Raw genomic sequence first — 18,733 nt, forward strand, 5'->3', positions numbered from 1 at the left:
TCAGGCTGTTGCGGGCTGCAATGCCCGCATTTCCTGCCGGATCAGCTGGGTGGCCTTGACCATCTGACGCATCGGGTAAGCCAGTGCGGCCAGTTCGCCTTCGGTTTCAATCGATTGCGGCGGGTTGCCCTCATGGTCGTCAAGGAACTGTTCAATGGCTTCCAGCGATTGTTGAATTCCGGGCGGGATTTCCGGCAGCTGTGCCAGTAGCGGTATTGCGGCACTGATTTGCGACGCCAGCAGGTGATTCTGGATCAGGAGGTGATTCAGTTCGGGCACATTGCGTTGTCGGCTGGCGGGCTCTGACATCATGCGGTAGAACGCTGCCGTGAAGTTGCCCAAAGCAATGTAGGCGTTTTTGCGGGTCAGGCGCCAGGCGACATCGGCCTCTTCCAGTTCACGCGTCAGGCGCTGGCGCGTGTCTGCGTCAAGGGTGGTGTCCTGGATCAGTTGGCGACCCAGTGCCGCGTAGTGCATGCCCGCCCTGAAAAAGCGGGCATTGGCGTTTTTGGCGGCGGTAGCCAACGACCCCATGAAGTTGTGTTCCCACCAGGGCAAGATATAGCTGCAGCCCAAGGCCAATGCGCTGCCGATCAGTGTGTCGATAAGGCGTTCGCCAATCAGGAAGTTGGTGGCGGGCGAAATAAGGTGAAAGGCCAGCAAAATGCACAATGTATTCAGTGCGCCGGAGATCATGAAGTTGACCTGCACCATGCTGTAGCCCAGGATGCAGGCGGTGACCAGAATGGTGAAATACATATTCAGGCTGGGTTCAAAATTGAATACGAGCAAGGCCAACATGCAGCCGATAAAGGTTCCGGCCAGACGGAACAGGTTGCGTTGCCGCGTCAGGGCGTAACCCGGTTTCATGACCACCACCGTGGTCAGGATGATCCAGTAGCCGTGAATTTCAAGGGCGGCACTGCCGTCGCTGGTTGTCATCAGTGCCGTCAGAACCGCATCAATCAGCAGGCCTAGCGTGGCGGCAATGGCGACCCGAACTGAATAGCGAAAGCTGGGCGAGTCCAGGCGCAGGTTGCTGGTGATCATGCCCAGGCGAAGTTCATTGTGCGACAGGAAACGGCCCAGGGTCTTGTCCAGACGGGTATCCACCAGCTTGAGGCTGGCTTCGGGCTGGGTATGCTCTGAAAGTCGTTCAACGATTCGTGTGGCGTTGCGAAGGCGTCGCAGCACCTGAACCAGCAGGGCATAGACTTCCGGGCTGGATTCGCTCAGGCCTTGCTGGCGGTATTGTTCCAGTTCGTACTCCATGGCACGGATCTCGGCTTTGACACTGCTGCGCTCTGTTACTGCCCGGTCGCGTGCGACATCCAGCGCCACCTGCCTGACATTGTTGGCCAGTTTGCGCAGCGCATCGCGTGCGAACAATAAAAAATCGCTTTCGGGCAAGGTGCGGTGCAGGGTGCTGTAATCGGTTTGTGTGGCCACCAGCGTATCCAGCAGGGCGACCATGTCGATGAAAATGTTGAGGGCGGCATAGCGTTGGCGGTCCGAGCGCGATTTCCCGGTTGGCAGTTCACGCAGAACGGTATTGCGCGCGGCTTGCTGGCTTTCGGTCATCGCCGATTGCTTGCGCATCAGGTCCCGGTAAGATGCTTCAAGATCGGCATGGACGTCATAGAGGCGCGATCGGCCGTCGACGTAATCGGCGGTGGCAAACAGGGCAACCGATAAGGCTTGTTGTTCTTCGCGGTGCCAGAAGATTTTGTGTACGGTGCTGCTGTAAATGAAATAGAACAGCCCGCCGCAAAAAGAACTGAATGAATGCACCAGGACATCGTGGGGGCCAGTGCCTCGCGCATGGTCAGGGTCATGATGAACAGGCAGGCGTAACCCATCAGGCCACCCTGGCGGCCGTAAACCGTGAACATCGAGAACAAAAAGCACAAGCCCGGAATGACGAACCAGATCAGGGTGTCGTGGGAAGCGCTCAGCCCTGTGATGATGGTAGTGGTTGTGCCCAGCAAGACGGCGCCCAGCATGGTGTTTACGCTATAGCGGCGTGGGCTGCCGGGTTGGTCGATCACGGCAACGCAGGCGGCGCCAATCGAGGCCACCATGCCCAGCGCATATTCGCCCAGAACCATGCCCCCGAACAGGGCCGGAATGATCACGCCGGTGGCCTGTCGTAACCCGCCAAAAAAATAGTGGCTGTAGAAGAAGCGTTGCAGAAGCGGCAGGGTGACGGTCATTTTTCAGTGATGCGGAAAGAGTAGGGGTTAAAGGTGGGTTGACCCAGACAACCCCGCAGTTGTCTGAAATGATACGACAGCTTCGCCAGGTTCTGAGGGGGTATTCCGTGTCCACGCCTGAGTGCCGGAAGCGATTCACGCGTGTTTGAAATAAGCTGAAGCAATTTTCGTGCCTTTTATGCCGCATTCACCATCGCATCATTGTCATAAAGGGCATTGCTATTTGATTCCGTTGCTGCAACGCGGTAAATTAGTGGACTAGCTCGCCTAATACCATCGGCGGGTTGTGCAAGGTTCAGTTGTGCAGGCCTACCCGCCTGGCTTTTTGCGCCGAATTTAACGTGCTGTTGGCCACGTCAAAAGCGTCGTGTCAACGCTTTCCGTTTCTACCTATTGCATTCGCCCGAATGCGTGTGCTGCATCTCGATGGGTGTCTGCCGAAACGGCAAGGTATCTGGGTGGCGTGGTTCCGTGAATCACAAAGCGCCAGTTTATGTTGCCGCCTTTGGTAAAACCCGGGCCAACAGGCCGGTCGGGGTTTCAGTGCCGGTTACGAAAGGAATTTATACATTATGGAACTCAATGGCGCCGATATCGTCGTACGCTGCCTCGCCGAACAAGGTGTAGACCACATTTTCGGTTATCCCGGCGGCGCGGTCCTCTACATTTACGACGCGATTTACAAGCAAGATAATTTCAAGCACATCCTGGTTCGTCACGAACAGGCCGCTGTGCATGCGGCCGATGCCTATTCGCGCTCATCCGACAAGGTCGGGGTTGCACTGGTGACCAGCGGTCCGGGTCTGACCAATGCGGTTACGGGTATTGCAACGGCTTACATGGACTCCATTCCTATGGTGATCCTGAGCGGTCAGGTGGCTACAACAGCCATCGGCCAGGATGCTTTCCAGGAGTGTGATGCCATCGGCATTACACGGCCCTGCGTGAAGCACAATTTCCTGGTGCGTGATGTCAAAGACCTTGCCGACATCATGCGCAAGGCGTTTTACATTGCCAAAACCGGTCGTCCCGGCCCTGTGCTGGTCGATATTCCGAAAGACATTACCGTTGCAACGTGCAAGTACAGCGCCCCGCGCGAAGAAGTGTCGCTGCGTTCGTACACGCCCGTCGTCAAAGGTCATCAGGGTCAGATCAAGAAAGCCGTACAAATGTTGCTGGCTGCCGAGCGACCCATGATCTATTCTGGCGGCGGTGTGGTCCTGTCTGATGCCTCCTCCGAATTACGCCAGCTGGTCGAGCTCGTGGGGGCACCTTGCACCAATACGCTCATGGGCCTGGGGGCATTCCCCTCTACCGACGAGAAATTTGTTGGTATGCCGGGTATGCACGGTACCTATGAAGCCAATATGGCCATGCAGAACTGTGATGTGCTGGTGGCTGTCGGTGCACGTTTTGATGATCGTGTGATTGGCAATCCCAAGCATTTTGCGCAAAACCAGCGCAAGATCATTCATATCGATATCGACCCGTCGTCCATTTCCAAACGCGTCAAGGTCGATGTGCCCATCGTTGGCAGCGTCAAAGACGTGCTTCAAGAATTTAACGCCATGTACGCCCAAATGGCCGCGGCAGAGTCGCGTACCGACGCGGCACGCCTGGCCGACTGGTGGAAGCAGATCACGACCTGGCGCGGAAAAGAGTGCCTGAAGTTCAAGAACTCCAGCAGCGTCATCAAGCCTCAGTTCGTTGTCCAGACCCTTTGGGAAGTCACTGGTGGTCAGGCGATCGTTACATCCGATGTGGGTCAGCACCAGATGTGGGCGGCGCAGTACTATGGCTTCGACGAGCCGCGTCGCTGGATCAATTCAGGTGGTTTGGGCACCATGGGTGTGGGCTTGCCCTACGCTATGGGCGCGCAAATGGCCAACCCCGGGCGTGACGTTGCCGTCATTACGGGCGAAGGCTCCATCCAGATGAACATCCAGGAACTGTCAACCTGCAAGCAGTATGGTCTGACACCCAAGATCCTGTGTCTTAACAACCGCTATCTGGGCATGGTCCGCCAATGGCAGCAAATTGACTACGGCTCGCGTTATTCCGAATCGTACATTGATGCCTTGCCCGATTTCGTCAAACTGGTCGAAAGTTACGGGCACGTGGGTATCCGCATTGACAAGCCTGCCGATGTCGAGCCTGCGCTGCGCGAAGCGTTTACCCGCTACAAAGACCGCCTGGTCTTCCTTGATTTCATTACTGACCAGACCGAGAACGTTTGGCCGATGGTCAAGGCCGGCCGTGGCCTGACTGAAATGATGCTGGGTTCAGAAGAGTTGTAAGGACAGAATCATGAAACATGTAATTTCCATTCTTCTTGAAAACGAACCCGGTGCGCTGTCGCGTGTGGTTGGCCTGTTTTCGGCGCGTGCCTACAACATCGAAACCCTGACGGTGGCACCCACTGAAGACGAAACCCTGTCGCGCATGACCCTGGTTACCCAGGGTTCTGACGATGTCATCGAGCAAATCACCAAACACCTGAACCGCCTCATCGAGGTGGTCAAGGTGGTTGATTTGTCTGAAGGTCCGCACATCGAACGTGAGCTGATGCTGATCAAAGTGCGCGCTGTAGGTAAAGAGCGCGAAGAAATCAAGCGCATGGCGGATATCTTCCGTGGTCGTATCATTGACGTTACCGACAAAAGCTACACCATCGAACTCACCGGAGACCAGCGCAAGATCGAGGCCTTTATTGGTGCCCTCGATCGCAGTGCCATTCTTGAAACCGTCCGTACCGGTGTCTCGGGTATCGGTCGGGGCGAACGTGTTCTAAAATTGTAATCATGCCGTATCGCTGGCCCGCCTGTGGTGGCGGGCCATTGTTTAACCATCCTTGTAAACTGCGCCGTCGCGGTTTCCAAAAAATCATGCTTGGAGCTTTATAAATGAAAGTTTTTACGACAAAGATTGTGACCTCTCGCTGATCAAGGGCAAACAGGTTGCCATTATTGGTTACGGTTCGCAGGGCCACGCACATGCCCTGAACTTGCACGAATCCGGGGTCAACGTCGTTGTCGGCCTGCGCAAAAACGGTGCGTCCTGGTCCAAGGCCGAAAACGCCGGCCTGAAGGTGGCTGAAGTGGCTGACGCCGTCAAAAGCGCCGACCTGGTCATGATCCTGTTGCCTGACGAAAACATCGCCCAGGTTTACCGCACCCAGATTGACGCCAACCTCAAGCCTGGGGCTGTGCTGGCATTTGCTCACGGCTTCAACGTTCACTATGGTCAGGTTCAGCCTCGCGCCGACGTTGACGTCGTCATGGTAGCCCCCAAGGCACCCGGTCACACTGTTCGCGGCACATACCGCCAGGGTGGTGGCGTTCCCGCGCTGGTTGCTGTGTATCAAGACAAATCCGGCTCCGCCCGCGACATCGCCTTGTCGTACGCCAGCGCCATTGGTAGCGGCCGTGCCGGTATCATCGAAACCAACTTCCGCGAAGAAACCGAAACCGACTTGTTCGGCGAGCAAGCCGTTCTGTGCGGTGGTGCTGTTGAGCTGATCAAAGCCGGTTTTGAAACACTGGTTGAAGCAGGTTACGCCCCTGAAATGGCTTACTTCGAGTGCCTGCACGAGCTCAAGCTGATTGTCGACCTGATCTACGAAGGCGGCATTGCGAACATGAACTACTCGATTTCGAACAACGCTGAATATGGTGAATATGTTACTGGCCCGCGTATCGTTACCGAAGACACCAAGAACGCAATGCGTCAGGTTCTGAAGGACATCCAGACCGGCGAATATGCCAAGAGCTTTATCCTGGAAAACCAGGCTGGCGCACCGACACTGATTTCGCGTCGTCGCATCAATGCTGAATCGCAAATCGAACAGGTGGGTGGCAAGCTGCGCGCCATGATGCCCTGGATTGCGGCCAACAAGCTGGTTGACCAGTCCAAGAACTAACGCTCCGGCTAAAAACTGGCGGGGTCAGGTCGCATGCCAGGCTTGCAAGACCTGGCCCCGCTGTTTTTTTGCCTTTTAATCTATGCACAAACCTTCCTATCCGCACCCCATCATTGCCCGTGAAGGCTGGCCATTTCTGGCCGGTATCGTGGCTATTTCCATTCTGGTTACCTTCTGGTCGCCGGCGGTGTCCGTCATTTTCTGGCTGTTGTCGCTGTTCGTCCTGCAATTTTTCCGTGATCCGGCCCGTATGGCGCCTGACGGTGAAAACAATGTGCTCAGTCCGGCCGATGGTCGTATTGTGGCGGTTGAAGAGGTCGATGACACCTATGCTGGCCGACGTGCGCTCAAGATCAGTGTGTTCATGAATGTTTTCAACGTGCACTCCAACCGGGCGCCCGTGACGGGCACGGTGGTGTCCGTTGATTATTTTCCTGGCAAGTTTGTCAATGCCGCGCTCGACAAGGCTTCGCTCGAAAACGAGCGGAATGCGACGGTCATTCGCGCTGCATCGGGGCATGTGGTGACTGCGGTCCAGGTCGCTGGTCTGGTCGCCAAGCGCATTCTTTGTTACGCTAAACCGTGTGACCAACTGTTTGCAGGGCAGCGTTATGGCTTCATCCGGTTTGGATCGAGGGTCGATGTTTACCTGCCTCTGGGGTCGCGTCCGCGTGTCTCTATTGGTGACAAGGTCAGTGCGACCAGCACGGTTCTGGCCGAACTGCCCGAACAGCCCGCTGTCTGAGTACGACAGCGCTTGCCGAACACGCTCTCCCGAGTCTGACTATGCCTAATTCCTTTTCCGACGAAACCCGGCGCCGACGCAGCATTTACCTGCTGCCCAATGCGTTCACGACGGCTAACCTGTTTGCGGGGTTTTATGCCATTGTCCAGGCGATCAATGGTCGCTATGAACTGGCGGCCATCGCCATTTTCATGGCGATGGTATTTGACGGGATGGATGGGCGGGTCGCCCGTCTGACCAACACCCAGTCGGCATTTGGTGAGCAATATGATTCATTGTCCGACATGACTTCGTTTGGTATCGCGCCTGCGCTGATCATCTACGAGTGGTCATTGCAGGGGCTCGGGCGTTGGGGTTGGCTGGCTGCATTTATTTATGTGGTGGGGGCAGCGTTGCGTCTGGCCCGTTTCAACACCAATATTGCGGTTGTCGACAAGCGTTTTTTTCAAGGTTTGCCCAGTCCTGCCGCCGCCGCATTGGTGGCAGGGTATATGTGGCTGGCTGTCGATAACAAGTTTGCGTTGCAAGACCACACCATTGCCTGGGTTGGTTTTACCCTGACGGTTTATGCCGGTATTGCCATGGTGACCAATTTGCCGTTCTACAGCGGAAAGTCATTTGCCTTGGGCCGTAGCGTCCCGTTCTGGGGTATTTTGGTGGTGGTGGCGGCTTTTGTGTTCGTCTCCAGTGATCCTCCGCTGGTCTTGTTTGGTTTGTTTGTGGTGTATGGCCTGTCGGGTTGGGGGTGATGTTGTGGCGTATACGCAAGGCGCGCCAGTTGGGGGCCCGTCGCGCCTGAGCCTGAAAATGCGGTGGCTGAAATGCCGGCGCGTTATACCTGAATAATGTGCGGGCCCAGATCAGGGCCCGGGTCCAGATCCTTAATTCCACCACCAGCTGTCGGCTTCATAACGGGGGTCCGGGCCGGGGTGGAAACGGGTTACCTGTTCGCCGTCCCGGCCCAGGTAAACATGCATCAGCGAATACCACACGCCATCTTGCATGTAGCGCCAGCTCCAGACAATCTGCAACGATGACGGTAGCCCCACTGCTGTTTTTTCTGCGGGGGGCCGAATTCGCACAACAGCTGCTCAGGGGTCCAGGTACCTGTGTTCAGAACCTGGAAATGAGCATCGGTCAGCAGCTGTGTGACCGGGCCGACACGGCCTTCAGTATCTGTAGTCGTACCCCAGGCCTCCTGTCCCCCGGTTGCTGGCTCCAGATCAGCCGTTGCCCGCCGGTGCCCAGAGGGCAGGTCAATGTCGGTTGACCGAATTGTTGTATGACCTGTGTAACCGGGGTGCCCGGGGTGACTGTCTTGATGCTCACGCAGGCGGTCAGCGCCATACCGGCGCTGCTGGCCAGAATGCACGCCAGGATTCGACGCAAGCGTTGAGTGTGGCGATAGGGCGGGGTGGCGACAGTATGGTGTGTCATCGAGGTTCCTGTAGTCGAAAGGCTATTGCCCGGGGCGGTGCGTCATGCAGGCCATCTTGTGAAGGCGTCGGCCAGCAAATTCTACCGAATCCGTTATAATGGCGGGTGCCTTGCGCAAGTTGCGGGGCAACACGCGTATTTTTTCAATTCACGTCAGGGCACCTCGGCCCTGTCGCCAGTCAAAGAGGTCAATTATGTCCGTAGCCGACATCAAAAAATCCGACATCGTTTCACAATTCCAGCGCGCCCAGGGCGACACAGGTTCTCCTGAAGTACAGGTTGCATTGCTGACAGCCCGTATCAACGAACTGACCGGTCACTTCAAAGAGCACAAAAAGATCACCACTCGCGTCGTGGCCTGCTGCGTATGGTCAGCCGCCGTCGCAAGCTGCTTGATTACCTGAAGGGTCGTAACCCCGATGCATATCGCGCACTGATCGAAAAACTCGGTCTGCGTAAGTGATATCTGGGGCGGGTTCCCCACGATGTACAACCGTGCCTGCCACGAGCGCTCCTCGTGGTGCGCACGGTTTTTTAATTGTAAGGATCATCAATAATGTTCAATAAAGTGACCAAGTCGTTTCAGTACGGCCAGCACACCGTGGTACTTGAAACGGGCGAAATTGCCCGTCAGGCCAGTGGTGCTGTAGTTGTCTCGGTTGACGACACTGTTGTGTTGGCTACCGTTGTTGCGGCCAAGAAGGCCAAGCCCGGTCAAGATTTTTCCCGCTTACGGTTGATTATGTCGAAAAAACCTATGCAGCCGGTCGCATCCCGGGCGGTTTTTCAAACGCGAAGGCAAGCCGTCCGAAAAGGAAACCCTGACATCCCGCCTTATCGATCGCCCGTTGCGTCCGTTGTTCCCGGAAGGGTTCTACAACGATGTCCAGGTCATCATTCATACTTTGTCGGTTAATCCTGAAGTTGATCCCGATATCCCCGCCATGATTGGCGCATCGGCAGCTCTGGCAATTTCCGGTATTCCATTCAATGGCCCCATCGGCGCTGCTCGTGTTGGCTACATTAATGGTCAATACGTGCTGAACCCGACTACATCGCAGCTGAAATCTTCCGACATGGATCTGATTGTTGCGGGTACTGAAGCGGCTGTTCTGATGGTTGAGTCCGAGGCCCGCCAGCTTTCGGAAGAGCTGATGCTGGGCGGTGTGGTATTTGGTCATGACCAGATGCAAGCCGCGATCAATGCCATCCATGATCTGGTTGCCGAAGCCGGCAAGCCCGAGTGGGAATGGCAGGCGCCTGCCAAAAATGAAGCGCTTATCACTGCCGTCAAAGCGGCCGCAGGGGATGAGCTCGTTGCAGCTTATCAAATTCGCGAGAAGCAGGCGCGTACTGACGCAGTGCGCGCTGTCTATGCCAACGTCAAGGCCAGGCTCGAAGAGCATGCTGCCGCCAAAGAAGAAGCAGCACCCGATTCGGTCGAGGTCGAAAACATTCTGTTCGACCTCGAATCGGCGATTGTGCGTACCCAGATCTTGTCGGGTGAACCCCGCATCGATGGTCGCGATACCCGTACGGTTCGCCCCATCAGCATCCGTCTGGGCGTGTTGCCCCGTGCGCACGGCAGCGCCCTGTTTACGCGTGGTGAAACCCAGGCACTGGTGGTTGCCACACTGGGTACCAAGCAAGACGAACAAATTATCGATTCGATCATGGGCGAGTCCCGTGACCGCTTTATGCTGCACTACAACATGCCTCCGTTTGCAACGGGCGAAACCGGGCGTTTTGGTGTGCCCAAGCGCCGTGAAATCGGTCATGGTCGTCTGGCCAAGCGTTCGCTGGTGTCAACGCTGCCGGCAGCCGATGAATTTCAGTACACCATCCGTATTGTTTCCGAAATCACCGAGTCCAACGGGTCGTCGTCGATGGCTTCGGTTTGTGGCGGCTCGTTGGCCATGATGGATGCCGGCGTGCCCGTCAAAGAGCACGTGGCCGGTGTCGCCATGGGCCTGATCAAGGACGGCGGCAAGTTTGCGGTACTGACCGACATTCTGGGTGATGAAGACCACCTGGGCGATATGGATTTCAAAGTGGCCGGTACCGTCAATGGTATTACCGCGCTGCAAATGGACATCAAGATCCAGGGTATTACCAAAGAAATCATGCAGGTGGCATTGGCCCAGGCCCGTGAAGGGCGTCTGCACATTCTGGGCAAGATGCAGGAAGCCATTGATGGCTCCCGCACCGAGTTGTCGGCATTTGCACCCCGCATGATCACGGTTAAGATCAACCCTGAAAAAATTCGCGATGTCATCGGCAAAGGTGGTGCGACCATTCGTGCCCTGACCGAAGAAACCGGAACGCAAATCGACATTGGCGATGATGGCACCATCACGATTTCCAGTGCCGATCTTGATCGTGCCCATGAAGCGGAACGCCGCATCAAAGAACTGACCGCCGACGTTGAAGTTGGTCAAGATTACGAAGGTCCGGTTTTACGTCTGCTTGACTTTGGCGCTATCGTTCAGGTCTTGCCGGGGCGTGATGGCTTGCTGCACATTTCTGAAATTGCCAACTACCGTATCAACAACATCAATGACGTACTCAAGGTGGGGCAGACCGTCAAGATCAAGGTCATCGAGGCCGATGACAAGGGTCGTTTGCGTTTGTCCATGAAACCGTTGGGTGGCATTGAAGCCCGAGGCGGCCCGGCCGGCCCTGCGCCGACGGCAGCCCCCGAGGCGTAATATCCATCGCCACTAACGGGCGTCTTCGTGCGCCCGTTCCGTGTGCCGCAGGCACAAAAAATGCAGTCTTCGGGCCGCGTTTTTGTGCCTTTTTTGTGAGTATTGTCAGAAGGAGTCAGACACATGTTCCCATCCCGGCTTTCCGAAGGTTATCAAAGTTTTCTTGACGGCCGCTTCCAGACTGAAAGCAGCCGTTACCAGAAGCTGGCAGAAAAAGGTCAGAACCCTGAAATCATGTTGATTGGTTGTTGCGATTCGCGGGTTTCACCTGAGGTCATTTTTGATGCCGGCCCCGGTGAAATGTTTGTGGTCCGTAACGTGGCCAATCTTGTACCGCCTTACGAGTCGGGTAGCGAGTCGCATCATGGCACCAGTGCGGCCATCGAGTTCGGCGTCAATGGTCTGAATGTCAAGCACATTGTGGTGCTGGGCCACGCATCGTGCGGGGGCATCAAGGCGTTTCATGATCGCGCCGAGCCGCTGAGCCAGGGTGATTTCATCCGTAAATGGATGTCGCAGATTGAGCCGGTTGCCCAACGTCTGGGCGGGTCAACGGGTGACTACAAGAATGATCTGAAACGACTGGAACTGGCGGTTGTTGAAGAGAGTTTGCGCAACCTGATGACGTTTCCGTTCATTCGCCGGCGTGTTGAACGTGGCGAGCTTGAATTGCACGGTACCTATTTCGGTGTGGCTACCGGTGTCCTGTTCTTGCGAAACCCGGACACCGGTGAGTTCAAGCCGTGTCTTAATGCGCCAGTTGTGGGGTAGTGGGTTGGCTGCCGCCCCGGGTATGGGCATGAGAGCCGCCCTGGGCCTGGGAGTTGCCCCCGCCCTGGTGGTCGTTCTGGTCAAGGCGGAAAACAGAGACGGCCTCGACCAGGTCATCTGATTGCTCGCGCAGGCTGGCGGCCGCAGCGGCCATTTCTTCAACCAGCGCCGAGTTCTGCTGGACGGCCTGGTCCATTTGCGTAACGGCATCGGCGATCTGGCCGACCCCTTGTTGCTGTTCGGTGCTGGCCGCGCTGATTTCACGCATGATGTCGGTCACGCGCTGGATACTTTGTACGACTTCTGACATGGTCGTGCCGGCCCGATGCACCAGCTCAGTGCCATTTTCAACGCGTTGCACGCTGTCGTTGATCAGTTCGCGGATTTCTTTGGCGGCCGCCGCACTGCGCGCAGACAAGCTGCGCACTTCTGATGCCACAACGGCAAAGCCTTGGCCGTGCTCACCGGCACGCGCGGCTTCTACAGCGGCGTTCAGCGCCAGAATATTGGTCTGGAACGCGATGCTGTCGATAACGCTGATGATGTCGGCGATGCGGCGTGACGAGTCATTGATGCCTTGCATGGTGTCAACCACTTCAGAGACGACCTGGCCGCCTCGTTCAGCGACAGCGCTGGCCTGTGAGGCCAGTTGGTTTGCTGTGCCGGCGTTGTCGGCATTCTGGCGTACGGTGGCTTCCAGCTCTTCCATGGAAGCTGCCGTTTCGGTTAGTGCGCTGGCCTGGCTTTCGGTGCGTGCGCTAAGGTCCTGGTTGCCTTGGGCGATTTGCGCACTGGCAGAGGCCAGGCTATAAGCGTCGGCACGAACAGTGCCGACAACGCGGGTCAGCCCTTCGGTGATTCGGTTGATCGAACCCATCAGGTGACCAATTTCGTCCTGGCGGTCGATGTGCATTTGAACCGTCAGGTCGCCGGTGGAAATGGTTTCTGCGACGGTACCCACTGCACCCAGCGGTTTGACGATCAGGACCTTGATCAGCCAATACCACAGAATCGATACCAGCACGAGTGCAATCAGGCCGATAAGGATAAAGGTGTTGATCAGCGCGGTGATTTCCCGGGTGTACTCTTCAGAGTAGGTGCCGCCGGCGATGATCCATTCCCAGGGTTCGTAGTAGGTGAATGCGACCAGCTTTTCACGCGGGGCTTTTTCCCCGAGGGCGGTATTGATCCAGGGGTAGTGCATGTACCCCTCACGCTGTTGCATCAGGTCGCGAATGAATTCGCGCCCGTCGGCATCTTTCGACGTGATGACATTTTGCCCCTCTTGGGCAGGGTGAATCACAAGCTCGCCGTATTTCGGCCCTTTGGTGGCATTCAGTACGTAGTAATACCCCGTTTCACCCACTTTCAACGCCCTGATTTTCTCTTTGAGGGTGGTCAGGAAGTCGGAGAAATCGAGGCCAACGAAGGTTAGCCCGATGATGTTGCCCTTTTCGATGATGGGCTCGTAATGTGTCATGTACTGGCGGCCAAATAGTTCGGTCAGGCCCGTGTGCGATTGGCCGGCCATGGCCGCAATATAGCCTGGGTTGTTGCGGTCGAGCAGGGTACCGACGGCACGTTCATTCTTTTCATTGACCAGCGCCGTGGTGATGCGTACGAAATCGTTATCGACCCGCGCCATGATGGTTGACATTGCACCGGTGGTGTTGCGGAACTGGTCGACCAGGTCGTAAGTTTCGTTGATTACAAACCCGTCATGCAAGAATATCGGCGCCTTCTGTCCGTTGATTTCCATGAACGCCGGTGAGACGTCCAGGCGACCACCCAATTGCTTGTGCAAGGCTTCGGAAATTTTCCGGGTTCTGACACGCAGATCGTAGTCGAATGCCGCAATAAGGTCTTTGAGCATTGTGCTGCGCACCATCATTTCGCGTTCTTCGCGCGATTCGATGGCATTGGACACGGAATAGCTGATCAGTGAAATCAGGGCGCCGGTGAGTATCGCGAAAAGAACAAAGTTGGTGACTGAAAGCTTCAGCCCCAGCCCCAGGCGTTTCCATAGCATTGTCATAGGTTTGATGTGTCTCGTGATTATGGTTATAGAGCCGGCCTGATGGACAGCCCGGTTAACGTCAGATCATGGAAGCGTTGCAAACAGGTAGCCAGCGTGAGCTGGCGGGTTTGCGGTATGTGACATCCCGATTGCCAATGGTAACAAGATTGGTAGGGAAGGTATAGAAAGGGTATGCCCGTGACGCAAAAAAGCCCGCTCAATGGTGGGCTGATTTGCTTGAAATGCGGAACATTGACTGCGGAATAATGCGGAACATATGCAATTGTCTGACAGGCAGTGTCGTGCAAGTCGTTGAGTTTACTGGTGCGTCCAGCCGGAATCGAACCGGCACGCCCAAAGGGCGAGAGATTTTAAGTCTCTTGCGTCTACCAATTCCGCCATGGACGCGAAGGCCGACATTATGACACAAATAGGCGTGAATCCTTTATGGGATCCGTGTTGCGGGGTTGGCACCCGCCCGTCGGCGGGCTGTACGTAAGGCTGAAACGCTTGTCGGGGGCGCGTACAGGTTCCATAATCGCGGCTTCGGCCTGATGAAACAGGCTTGGGCCGTATGGCGGCAAAATTCAAACATGCATTAAACACAGGGTGTAACCATGAATGTGATTGTGATTGGCTCGGGGATCAACGGGCTGGTGTCTGCCGCTGAGCTGGCGCTCAAAGGGCATGCCGTGACGGTGCTTGAGCGGCTTGACCGTCCGGGCGGCGCGGTGCGTACCGAGGCCCTGACGCTACCCGGCTTTCGCCACGATGTGGCGGCCATGAACCTGTCGATGTTCGCCGGATCAGGCTTTCACAAGACGCATGCGGCCACTCTGGCGACTCATGGCCTTGAGTTTGTGCCGGTGAACCGGCCTTTTGCGTCCGTATTCCCGGGCGGTGATTATTTTGGGGTGTCGATGGACCTTCAGGAAACGTTGGCCACGATTCCCGACCCGGACGATCAGGCGGCCTGGAAGGCAGGTCTTGAGGCATTTCCGGGCAAAGCGGGTGCCCTGGTGTCGCTATTGTCTGCGCGTATGACCAAAGGGGCTTGACCAAGGCGGGTTGGCAGGTGCTGCGCAGCCAGGGGTTGAGGGCACGCTTGATCTGTTGAAACTGCTGGTGTCCTCTCCCAGAAACTGGGTTGAGCAGACGTTCCGCGATCCTCGCCTGCATGCGGCGCTGGCCACCTGGGGTTGCACCTTGATTTTGCACCGGATATTTCCGGTGGGGCCATTTTTCCGTTCCTGGAAAGTTTTGCCGGGCAGGCCATGGGCATGGTGATCGGGAAAGGGGCGCAGACACGGTTACCCGGGCCTTGGTCAAGGTTATTGAATCGCGTGGCGGTCAGGTCAGGTGCAGCGCCGAGGTGACCCGTATCGATGTTCAGGCGGGCGTTGTCAAAGGCGTGGTGCTGGCCGGTGGTGAGTCGCTGCCGGCTGATCGTGTGATTGCCAATGTGGCTCCGGGCCTCTTGATGCGGCTTTTGTCAGGGCAAACGACCGACCGTCGTTTCGATCGTGGCATGAAGGATTTCAGGCATGCGCCAGGCACCATGATGATTCATCTGGCATTGTCTGATTTGCCGAACTGGCAGGCCGGGGCGTTGCGCAAGTTTGCCTACGTTCATATCGGGCCGACGCTGGATGACCTGTCGCGTACGTATCAGCAGGCGATGGCGGGTCTGCTGCCTGATGCACCCGTATTGGTGGTGGGGCAGCCTACGGTGTTTGACCCTCGCGCGCGCCGGAAGGGCAGCATACGCTATGGGTTCAGGTGCGTTGCTTGCCTGCAGAAATCCGTGGTGACGCCGCAGGCCAGATCCAGGGGCGTCATTGGGCTGACATCAAAGAAGCGTACGCTGACCGGGTCATTGCCCAGATTGAACAGTATGCCCCGGGGCTGGCCGGGCAGGTGCTGGGTCGCCACGTGGTTTCACCACTCGACCTTGAGGCCGAGAATCCGAATCTCGTGGGTGGTGATCAGGTCTGCGGGTCGCATCATTTGTCACAGAATTTCCTGTTCCGTCCGGTACGCGGATTTGCCGATGGCCACACCCCGGTGAAGGGGCTGTTCATGGTGGGGGCCGCCGTCTGGCCGGGTGGTGGCACCGGCGCAGGCTCAGGCTTCATGGTGGCTCAGGATTTACGCTAATTATCGGGTTAACACCAGTGGGTAGTTCAATCTTCAACCTTTAATATGTAAAACGAAATACGGCTTTGCGCTTTGTAAACAAAATTAACAGGCGCAAAGCCATCGTCCCCCACTAAAGGAAGTTATCCATGACTCATACCAGACGCGACTTTTTGCAGCTTAGCCTGGCCGCTGCAGGCGTTTCAGCCATTGGCATGCCAGCCTTTGCCCAGCAAGCGGGCAAAGACCTGGTCATCGCCTACAGCACGGGTATCCCCAGCTGGGACCCCACCACGGGTCCCAATGGCGTGAGCCCCAAGATCCAGGCCTTGTATTTGTCGGTTTTTGATCACTTTATCCAGCAGAATCCTGACCTCAGCTTTGCGCCCGGCATTTTGACCGAGTGGGGTTTTACCGATAACAACACCAAGGTGCGCATGGTGGTTCGTGACGGTGTGAAGTGGCACGATGGTTCCGACCTTACCGCAGAAGATGTGGCATGGTCACTGCAGCGTGCCGGCGATCCCGCAACCGGCAACCCGGGCAATTTCGTCTGGAAGAATCTTACCAATATCCAGGCCAATGGCAATGTGGTTACCGCTGACCTGACCCAGTTTGAACCCACTATTTTCAAATGGATGGCGTTCCTGACGGGTTACGTGATGCCCAAAGCCTACTACGAGCGCGTCGGTGCCGAAGGTTTTGAAAAGGCGCCGATTGGCAGCGGTCCGTACAAGGTAGACGCCTACGAGCGTGGTGCCTACGTGCGTCTGGTGGCTCACAAAGATTACTGGGGTCCAAAGCCGGCATTCGACGTCGTAACCATCAAGTTCGTGCCCGATGCGGCCAGCCGTGTGGCTGAAGTCGAGTCCGGCAACGCGCACGTCACCATGGAAATTCCGTACGAAGAGTACGATCGTCTGCGCAAGAAACCCGGTCTCAAGGGCGAGGCATTCCCGATCGCCGACATCGGCATGATCTTCCTGAATGACGTTGGCCCGATGCTCGACAAGAACGTCCGCCTGGCGGCTCATCATGCCATCGACAAGAAACTTATTGTTGACCGTCTGCTGCGCGGCTATGGTGTGCCCCTGTCGACGCTTGATGCGCCCGAATACGATGCGTTTGATCCCAACCTCAAATTCGAATACAACCCTGAAAAGGCCAAAGAGCTGCTTGCTGCGTCCGGGTATTCACCTGAAAAACCGGTCAAATTCAAGATTCAGACCACACGCGGTTACAAGCCCAAAGACTACGAGATGATCCAGGCGATTGTCGGCATGTGGCGCCGTGTCGGTATCGATGCCGAAATCGAGATCTACGAAATGGCCAAGCACTTTGAACTGCGTCCTGCCGATGCCCTGGCTCCGGCGGCGTTCTACAACTGGGGCAACGCGATTGGTGACCCCACAACGTCTACCGGTCACTCGATGTTCGGCCCGTCGCCGCACTCGGTCTGGGATTCGCCCGATCTGATCGAAAAAATTGCGCCGTTGTGGGTAATTGCCGATGAAAAAGAGCGTATCAAGGGCTGGCGTGATGTCAGCGAGTACATCATGCAAAACGGTTATGTCATTCCGTTGATTCAGTACGTCTTGCCTGTCATCCATTCCGACAAGGTCGTGGTGCCCCCGAACGCGGCGGGCGATGTCACGCCGCAGTCGATCAAGCCGGCTTGATATAACGCTTCATGCCGTTGCGGGTGGCCCCACGGGCCACCCGTCCCATCTCTTCAACAACGTTGCTGCATTCATGTTGAAATCCATTTTAATGCGCCTGGCCACGATGCTCGTCACGCTGGCCGGAGTCGCTATTGTTGTCTTTATATTGATTCGCGTGGCGCCGGGTAACCCGATTGCCATGATGATTTCCCGGGCGCTACCGAAGCCGATATTGCCCAGCTCACCGCGCTGTACGGTCTTGACAAGCCATTGGTCCAGCAATTTTTTATCTGGATCGGGGTGTGCTCCAGGGTGATTTTGGTACGTCCATCAGTTTCAAGCAGCCGGTATCGTTGCTGGTGCTTGAACGTTTGCCTGCCACGCTTGAGTTGTCCATTCTGGCGCTTCTGATTGCGTTGGCCATTGGCGGTTTCACGGCCGTTCTGGGTGCGAAAGAACGAGGTCGAACGCCAGAGGCGGCAGTTGATCTGTTTAACGGTGCTACCTTGTCCATCCCCGATTTTTGTGGGGTCTGTTGCTGATCTTGCTGTTTGGCGTGCTGTGGCCGGTGTTCTTTATTTCTGGTCGTATTTCTCCGTCGCTGGATCTGGGTTTCACTACCAATTTCTATTTTTTGAAGCATTGGTGCGCTTGCGTTTTGATGTGCTGCGCGATCTGCTCGCGCACATGTTGATGCCTGCGCTGTCACTGGCGCTACCGCTGGCCGCCATCATTTCGCAATTGCTCAAGCAGAGCCTCAAAGATGTGCTTCAGCTTGACTACACCGTATTGGCCCGTGTCCGCGGCTTCACCGAAACGCAAGTCATTCTGCGTGAAGCCTTGCGCAATGCGGCACTGCCGACACTGACGTTGGTGGGTGTGCAGTTCACCTTCCTGATCGGTGGCACGGTCATTGTTGAGCGCCTGTTTGCATATGAAGGGCTGGGGAACATGGCGATTGACGCGGTCATCAACCGCGATTTGCCGCTGATTCAGGGCATTGTCCTGATGTTCGCTTGCCTGTTCATTCTGGTGAACCTTGTGGTTGACCTTTTGTATACCTTCCTGAATCCGAGATTGCGTCATGGCTGAAGCAACTGTAAATGCCGTTCCCTCCGAGCCACGG

Annotated in this window: 13 protein-coding genes, 1 tRNA gene and 6 pseudogenes; 15 read left to right on the plus strand and 5 right to left on the minus strand. The window is 56.3% G+C overall.

What is annotated here, in order from left to right; all coding sequences use genetic code 11:
* On the minus strand, positions 1-1,050 hold the full coding sequence (locus N7E01_RS18965; protein WP_350495039.1) for an FUSC family protein: 1,050 nt from the start codon (positions 1,048-1,050) through the stop codon (positions 1-3).
* 180 nt (positions 1,051-1,230) lie between these two features.
* A pseudogene (locus N7E01_RS18970) lies at positions 1,231-2,213 on the minus strand (FUSC family membrane protein); the annotation flags it as partial.
* A 572-nt stretch (positions 2,214-2,785) separates the two neighbouring features.
* On the opposite strand from N7E01_RS18970, the gene N7E01_RS13000 reads away from it, so the two are divergent.
* The 5 genes and pseudogenes from N7E01_RS13000 to pssA all read left to right on the plus strand — a co-directional run bounded on the left by N7E01_RS13000 (position 2,786) and on the right by pssA (position 7,676).
* On the plus strand, positions 2,786-4,510 hold the full coding sequence (locus N7E01_RS13000) for an acetolactate synthase 3 catalytic subunit (RefSeq protein WP_289173164.1): 1,725 nt from the start codon (positions 2,786-2,788) through the stop codon (positions 4,508-4,510).
* Between the two features lie 10 nt (positions 4,511-4,520).
* Complete coding sequence (ilvN, locus tag N7E01_RS13005) at positions 4,521-5,012, plus strand: acetolactate synthase small subunit (protein ID WP_289173165.1); 492 nt, start codon at positions 4,521-4,523, stop codon at positions 5,010-5,012.
* A 100-nt stretch (positions 5,013-5,112) separates the two neighbouring features.
* Positions 5,113-6,132: a ketol-acid reductoisomerase gene (gene ilvC, locus N7E01_RS13010; protein WP_289175813.1), complete on the plus strand. Its 1,020-nt coding sequence runs from the start codon at positions 5,113-5,115 to the stop codon at positions 6,130-6,132.
* Between the two features lie 82 nt (positions 6,133-6,214).
* Complete coding sequence (locus tag N7E01_RS13015; RefSeq protein ID WP_289173166.1) at positions 6,215-6,877, plus strand: phosphatidylserine decarboxylase; 663 nt, start codon at positions 6,215-6,217, stop codon at positions 6,875-6,877.
* 41 nt (positions 6,878-6,918) lie between these two features.
* A pseudogene (pssA, locus tag N7E01_RS13020) lies at positions 6,919-7,676 on the plus strand (CDP-diacylglycerol--serine O-phosphatidyltransferase).
* Positions 7,677-7,758: 82 nt separating this feature from the next.
* On the opposite strand, the pseudogene N7E01_RS13025 reads toward pssA, so the two are convergent.
* Positions 7,759-8,314, minus strand: a pseudogene (locus tag N7E01_RS13025) (hypothetical protein).
* Between the two features lie 98 nt (positions 8,315-8,412).
* On the opposite strand from N7E01_RS13025, the pseudogene rpsO reads away from it, so the two are divergent.
* From rpsO to N7E01_RS13040, 3 genes and pseudogenes are all read left to right on the plus strand, one after another.
* A pseudogene (gene rpsO, locus N7E01_RS13030) lies at positions 8,413-8,777 on the plus strand (30S ribosomal protein S15).
* 93 nt (positions 8,778-8,870) lie between these two features.
* Positions 8,871-11,022 (plus strand): annotated as a pseudogene (pnp, locus tag N7E01_RS13035) (polyribonucleotide nucleotidyltransferase).
* A 123-nt stretch (positions 11,023-11,145) separates the two neighbouring features.
* The gene (locus tag N7E01_RS13040; protein WP_289173167.1) at positions 11,146-11,793 is read left to right on the plus strand and encodes a carbonic anhydrase; all 648 of its coding nucleotides are present in this window, start codon (positions 11,146-11,148) and stop codon (positions 11,791-11,793) included.
* Here the strand turns inward: N7E01_RS13040 and N7E01_RS13045 are convergent.
* Positions 11,771-13,828: a methyl-accepting chemotaxis protein gene (locus N7E01_RS13045; RefSeq protein WP_289173168.1), complete on the minus strand. Its 2,058-nt coding sequence runs from the start codon at positions 13,826-13,828 to the stop codon at positions 11,771-11,773. The genes N7E01_RS13040 and N7E01_RS13045 overlap by 23 nt on opposite strands.
* Before the next feature lie 304 nt (positions 13,829-14,132).
* Positions 14,133-14,218 (minus strand) — tRNA-Leu (locus tag N7E01_RS13050).
* Positions 14,219-14,427: 209 nt separating this feature from the next.
* On the opposite strand from N7E01_RS13050, the gene N7E01_RS13055 reads away from it, so the two are divergent.
* The 7 genes and pseudogenes from N7E01_RS13055 to N7E01_RS13080 all read left to right on the plus strand — a co-directional run bounded on the left by N7E01_RS13055 (position 14,428) and on the right by N7E01_RS13080 (position 18,699).
* On the plus strand, positions 14,428-14,868 hold the full coding sequence (locus tag N7E01_RS13055; protein ID WP_289173169.1) for a phytoene desaturase family protein: 441 nt from the start codon (positions 14,428-14,430) through the stop codon (positions 14,866-14,868).
* 10 nt (positions 14,869-14,878) lie between these two features.
* Positions 14,879-15,097 carry a hypothetical protein gene (locus N7E01_RS13060; RefSeq protein WP_289173170.1) on the plus strand — a complete coding sequence of 73 codons (219 nt, stop codon included), beginning with the start codon at positions 14,879-14,881 and terminating at the stop codon, positions 15,095-15,097.
* Between the two features lie 34 nt (positions 15,098-15,131).
* A pseudogene (locus N7E01_RS18975) lies at positions 15,132-15,233 on the plus strand (hypothetical protein); the annotation flags it as partial.
* Between the two features lie 365 nt (positions 15,234-15,598).
* A complete protein-coding gene (locus N7E01_RS13065) occupies positions 15,599-15,967 on the plus strand; it encodes a hypothetical protein (protein WP_289173171.1) in 369 nt (122 codons plus the stop codon).
* A 128-nt stretch (positions 15,968-16,095) separates the two neighbouring features.
* Positions 16,096-17,625, plus strand: a complete 1,530-nt coding sequence (locus N7E01_RS13070) for an ABC transporter substrate-binding protein (RefSeq protein ID WP_289173172.1) — start codon at positions 16,096-16,098, stop codon at positions 17,623-17,625.
* A 284-nt stretch (positions 17,626-17,909) separates the two neighbouring features.
* On the plus strand, positions 17,910-18,149 hold the full coding sequence (locus N7E01_RS13075) for an ABC transporter permease family protein (protein ID WP_289173173.1): 240 nt from the start codon (positions 17,910-17,912) through the stop codon (positions 18,147-18,149).
* Between the two features lie 103 nt (positions 18,150-18,252).
* A complete protein-coding gene (locus N7E01_RS13080) occupies positions 18,253-18,699 on the plus strand; it encodes an ABC transporter permease (RefSeq protein WP_289173174.1) in 447 nt (148 codons plus the stop codon).
* Positions 18,700-18,733 lie beyond the last annotated feature (34 nt).

The sequence above is a fragment of the Neopusillimonas aromaticivorans genome (assembly GCF_030344915.1).
Classification (GTDB): domain Bacteria; phylum Pseudomonadota; class Gammaproteobacteria; order Burkholderiales; family Burkholderiaceae_B; genus Neopusillimonas; species Neopusillimonas aromaticivorans.

Excerpts from the sequence above, each read along its gene's own strand:
- N7E01_RS13045 (WP_289173168.1), bottom strand. The coding sequence starts at position 13,828 with ATGACAATGCTATGGAAACGCCTGGGGCTGGGGCTGAAGCTTTCAGTC.
- ilvN (WP_289173165.1), top strand. The coding sequence starts at position 4,521 with ATGAAACATGTAATTTCCATTCTTCTTGAAAACGAACCCGGTGCGCTG.
- N7E01_RS13015 (WP_289173166.1), top strand. The coding sequence starts at position 6,215 with ATGCACAAACCTTCCTATCCGCACCCCATCATTGCCCGTGAAGGCTGG.
- N7E01_RS13055 (WP_289173169.1), top strand. The coding sequence starts at position 14,428 with ATGAATGTGATTGTGATTGGCTCGGGGATCAACGGGCTGGTGTCTGCC.
- N7E01_RS18965 (WP_350495039.1), bottom strand. The coding sequence starts at position 1,050 with ATGATCACCAGCAACCTGCGCCTGGACTCGCCCAGCTTTCGCTATTCA.
- N7E01_RS13070 (WP_289173172.1), top strand. The coding sequence starts at position 16,096 with ATGACTCATACCAGACGCGACTTTTTGCAGCTTAGCCTGGCCGCTGCA.
- N7E01_RS13000 (WP_289173164.1), top strand. The coding sequence starts at position 2,786 with ATGGAACTCAATGGCGCCGATATCGTCGTACGCTGCCTCGCCGAACAA.
- N7E01_RS13040 (WP_289173167.1), top strand. The coding sequence starts at position 11,146 with ATGTTCCCATCCCGGCTTTCCGAAGGTTATCAAAGTTTTCTTGACGGC.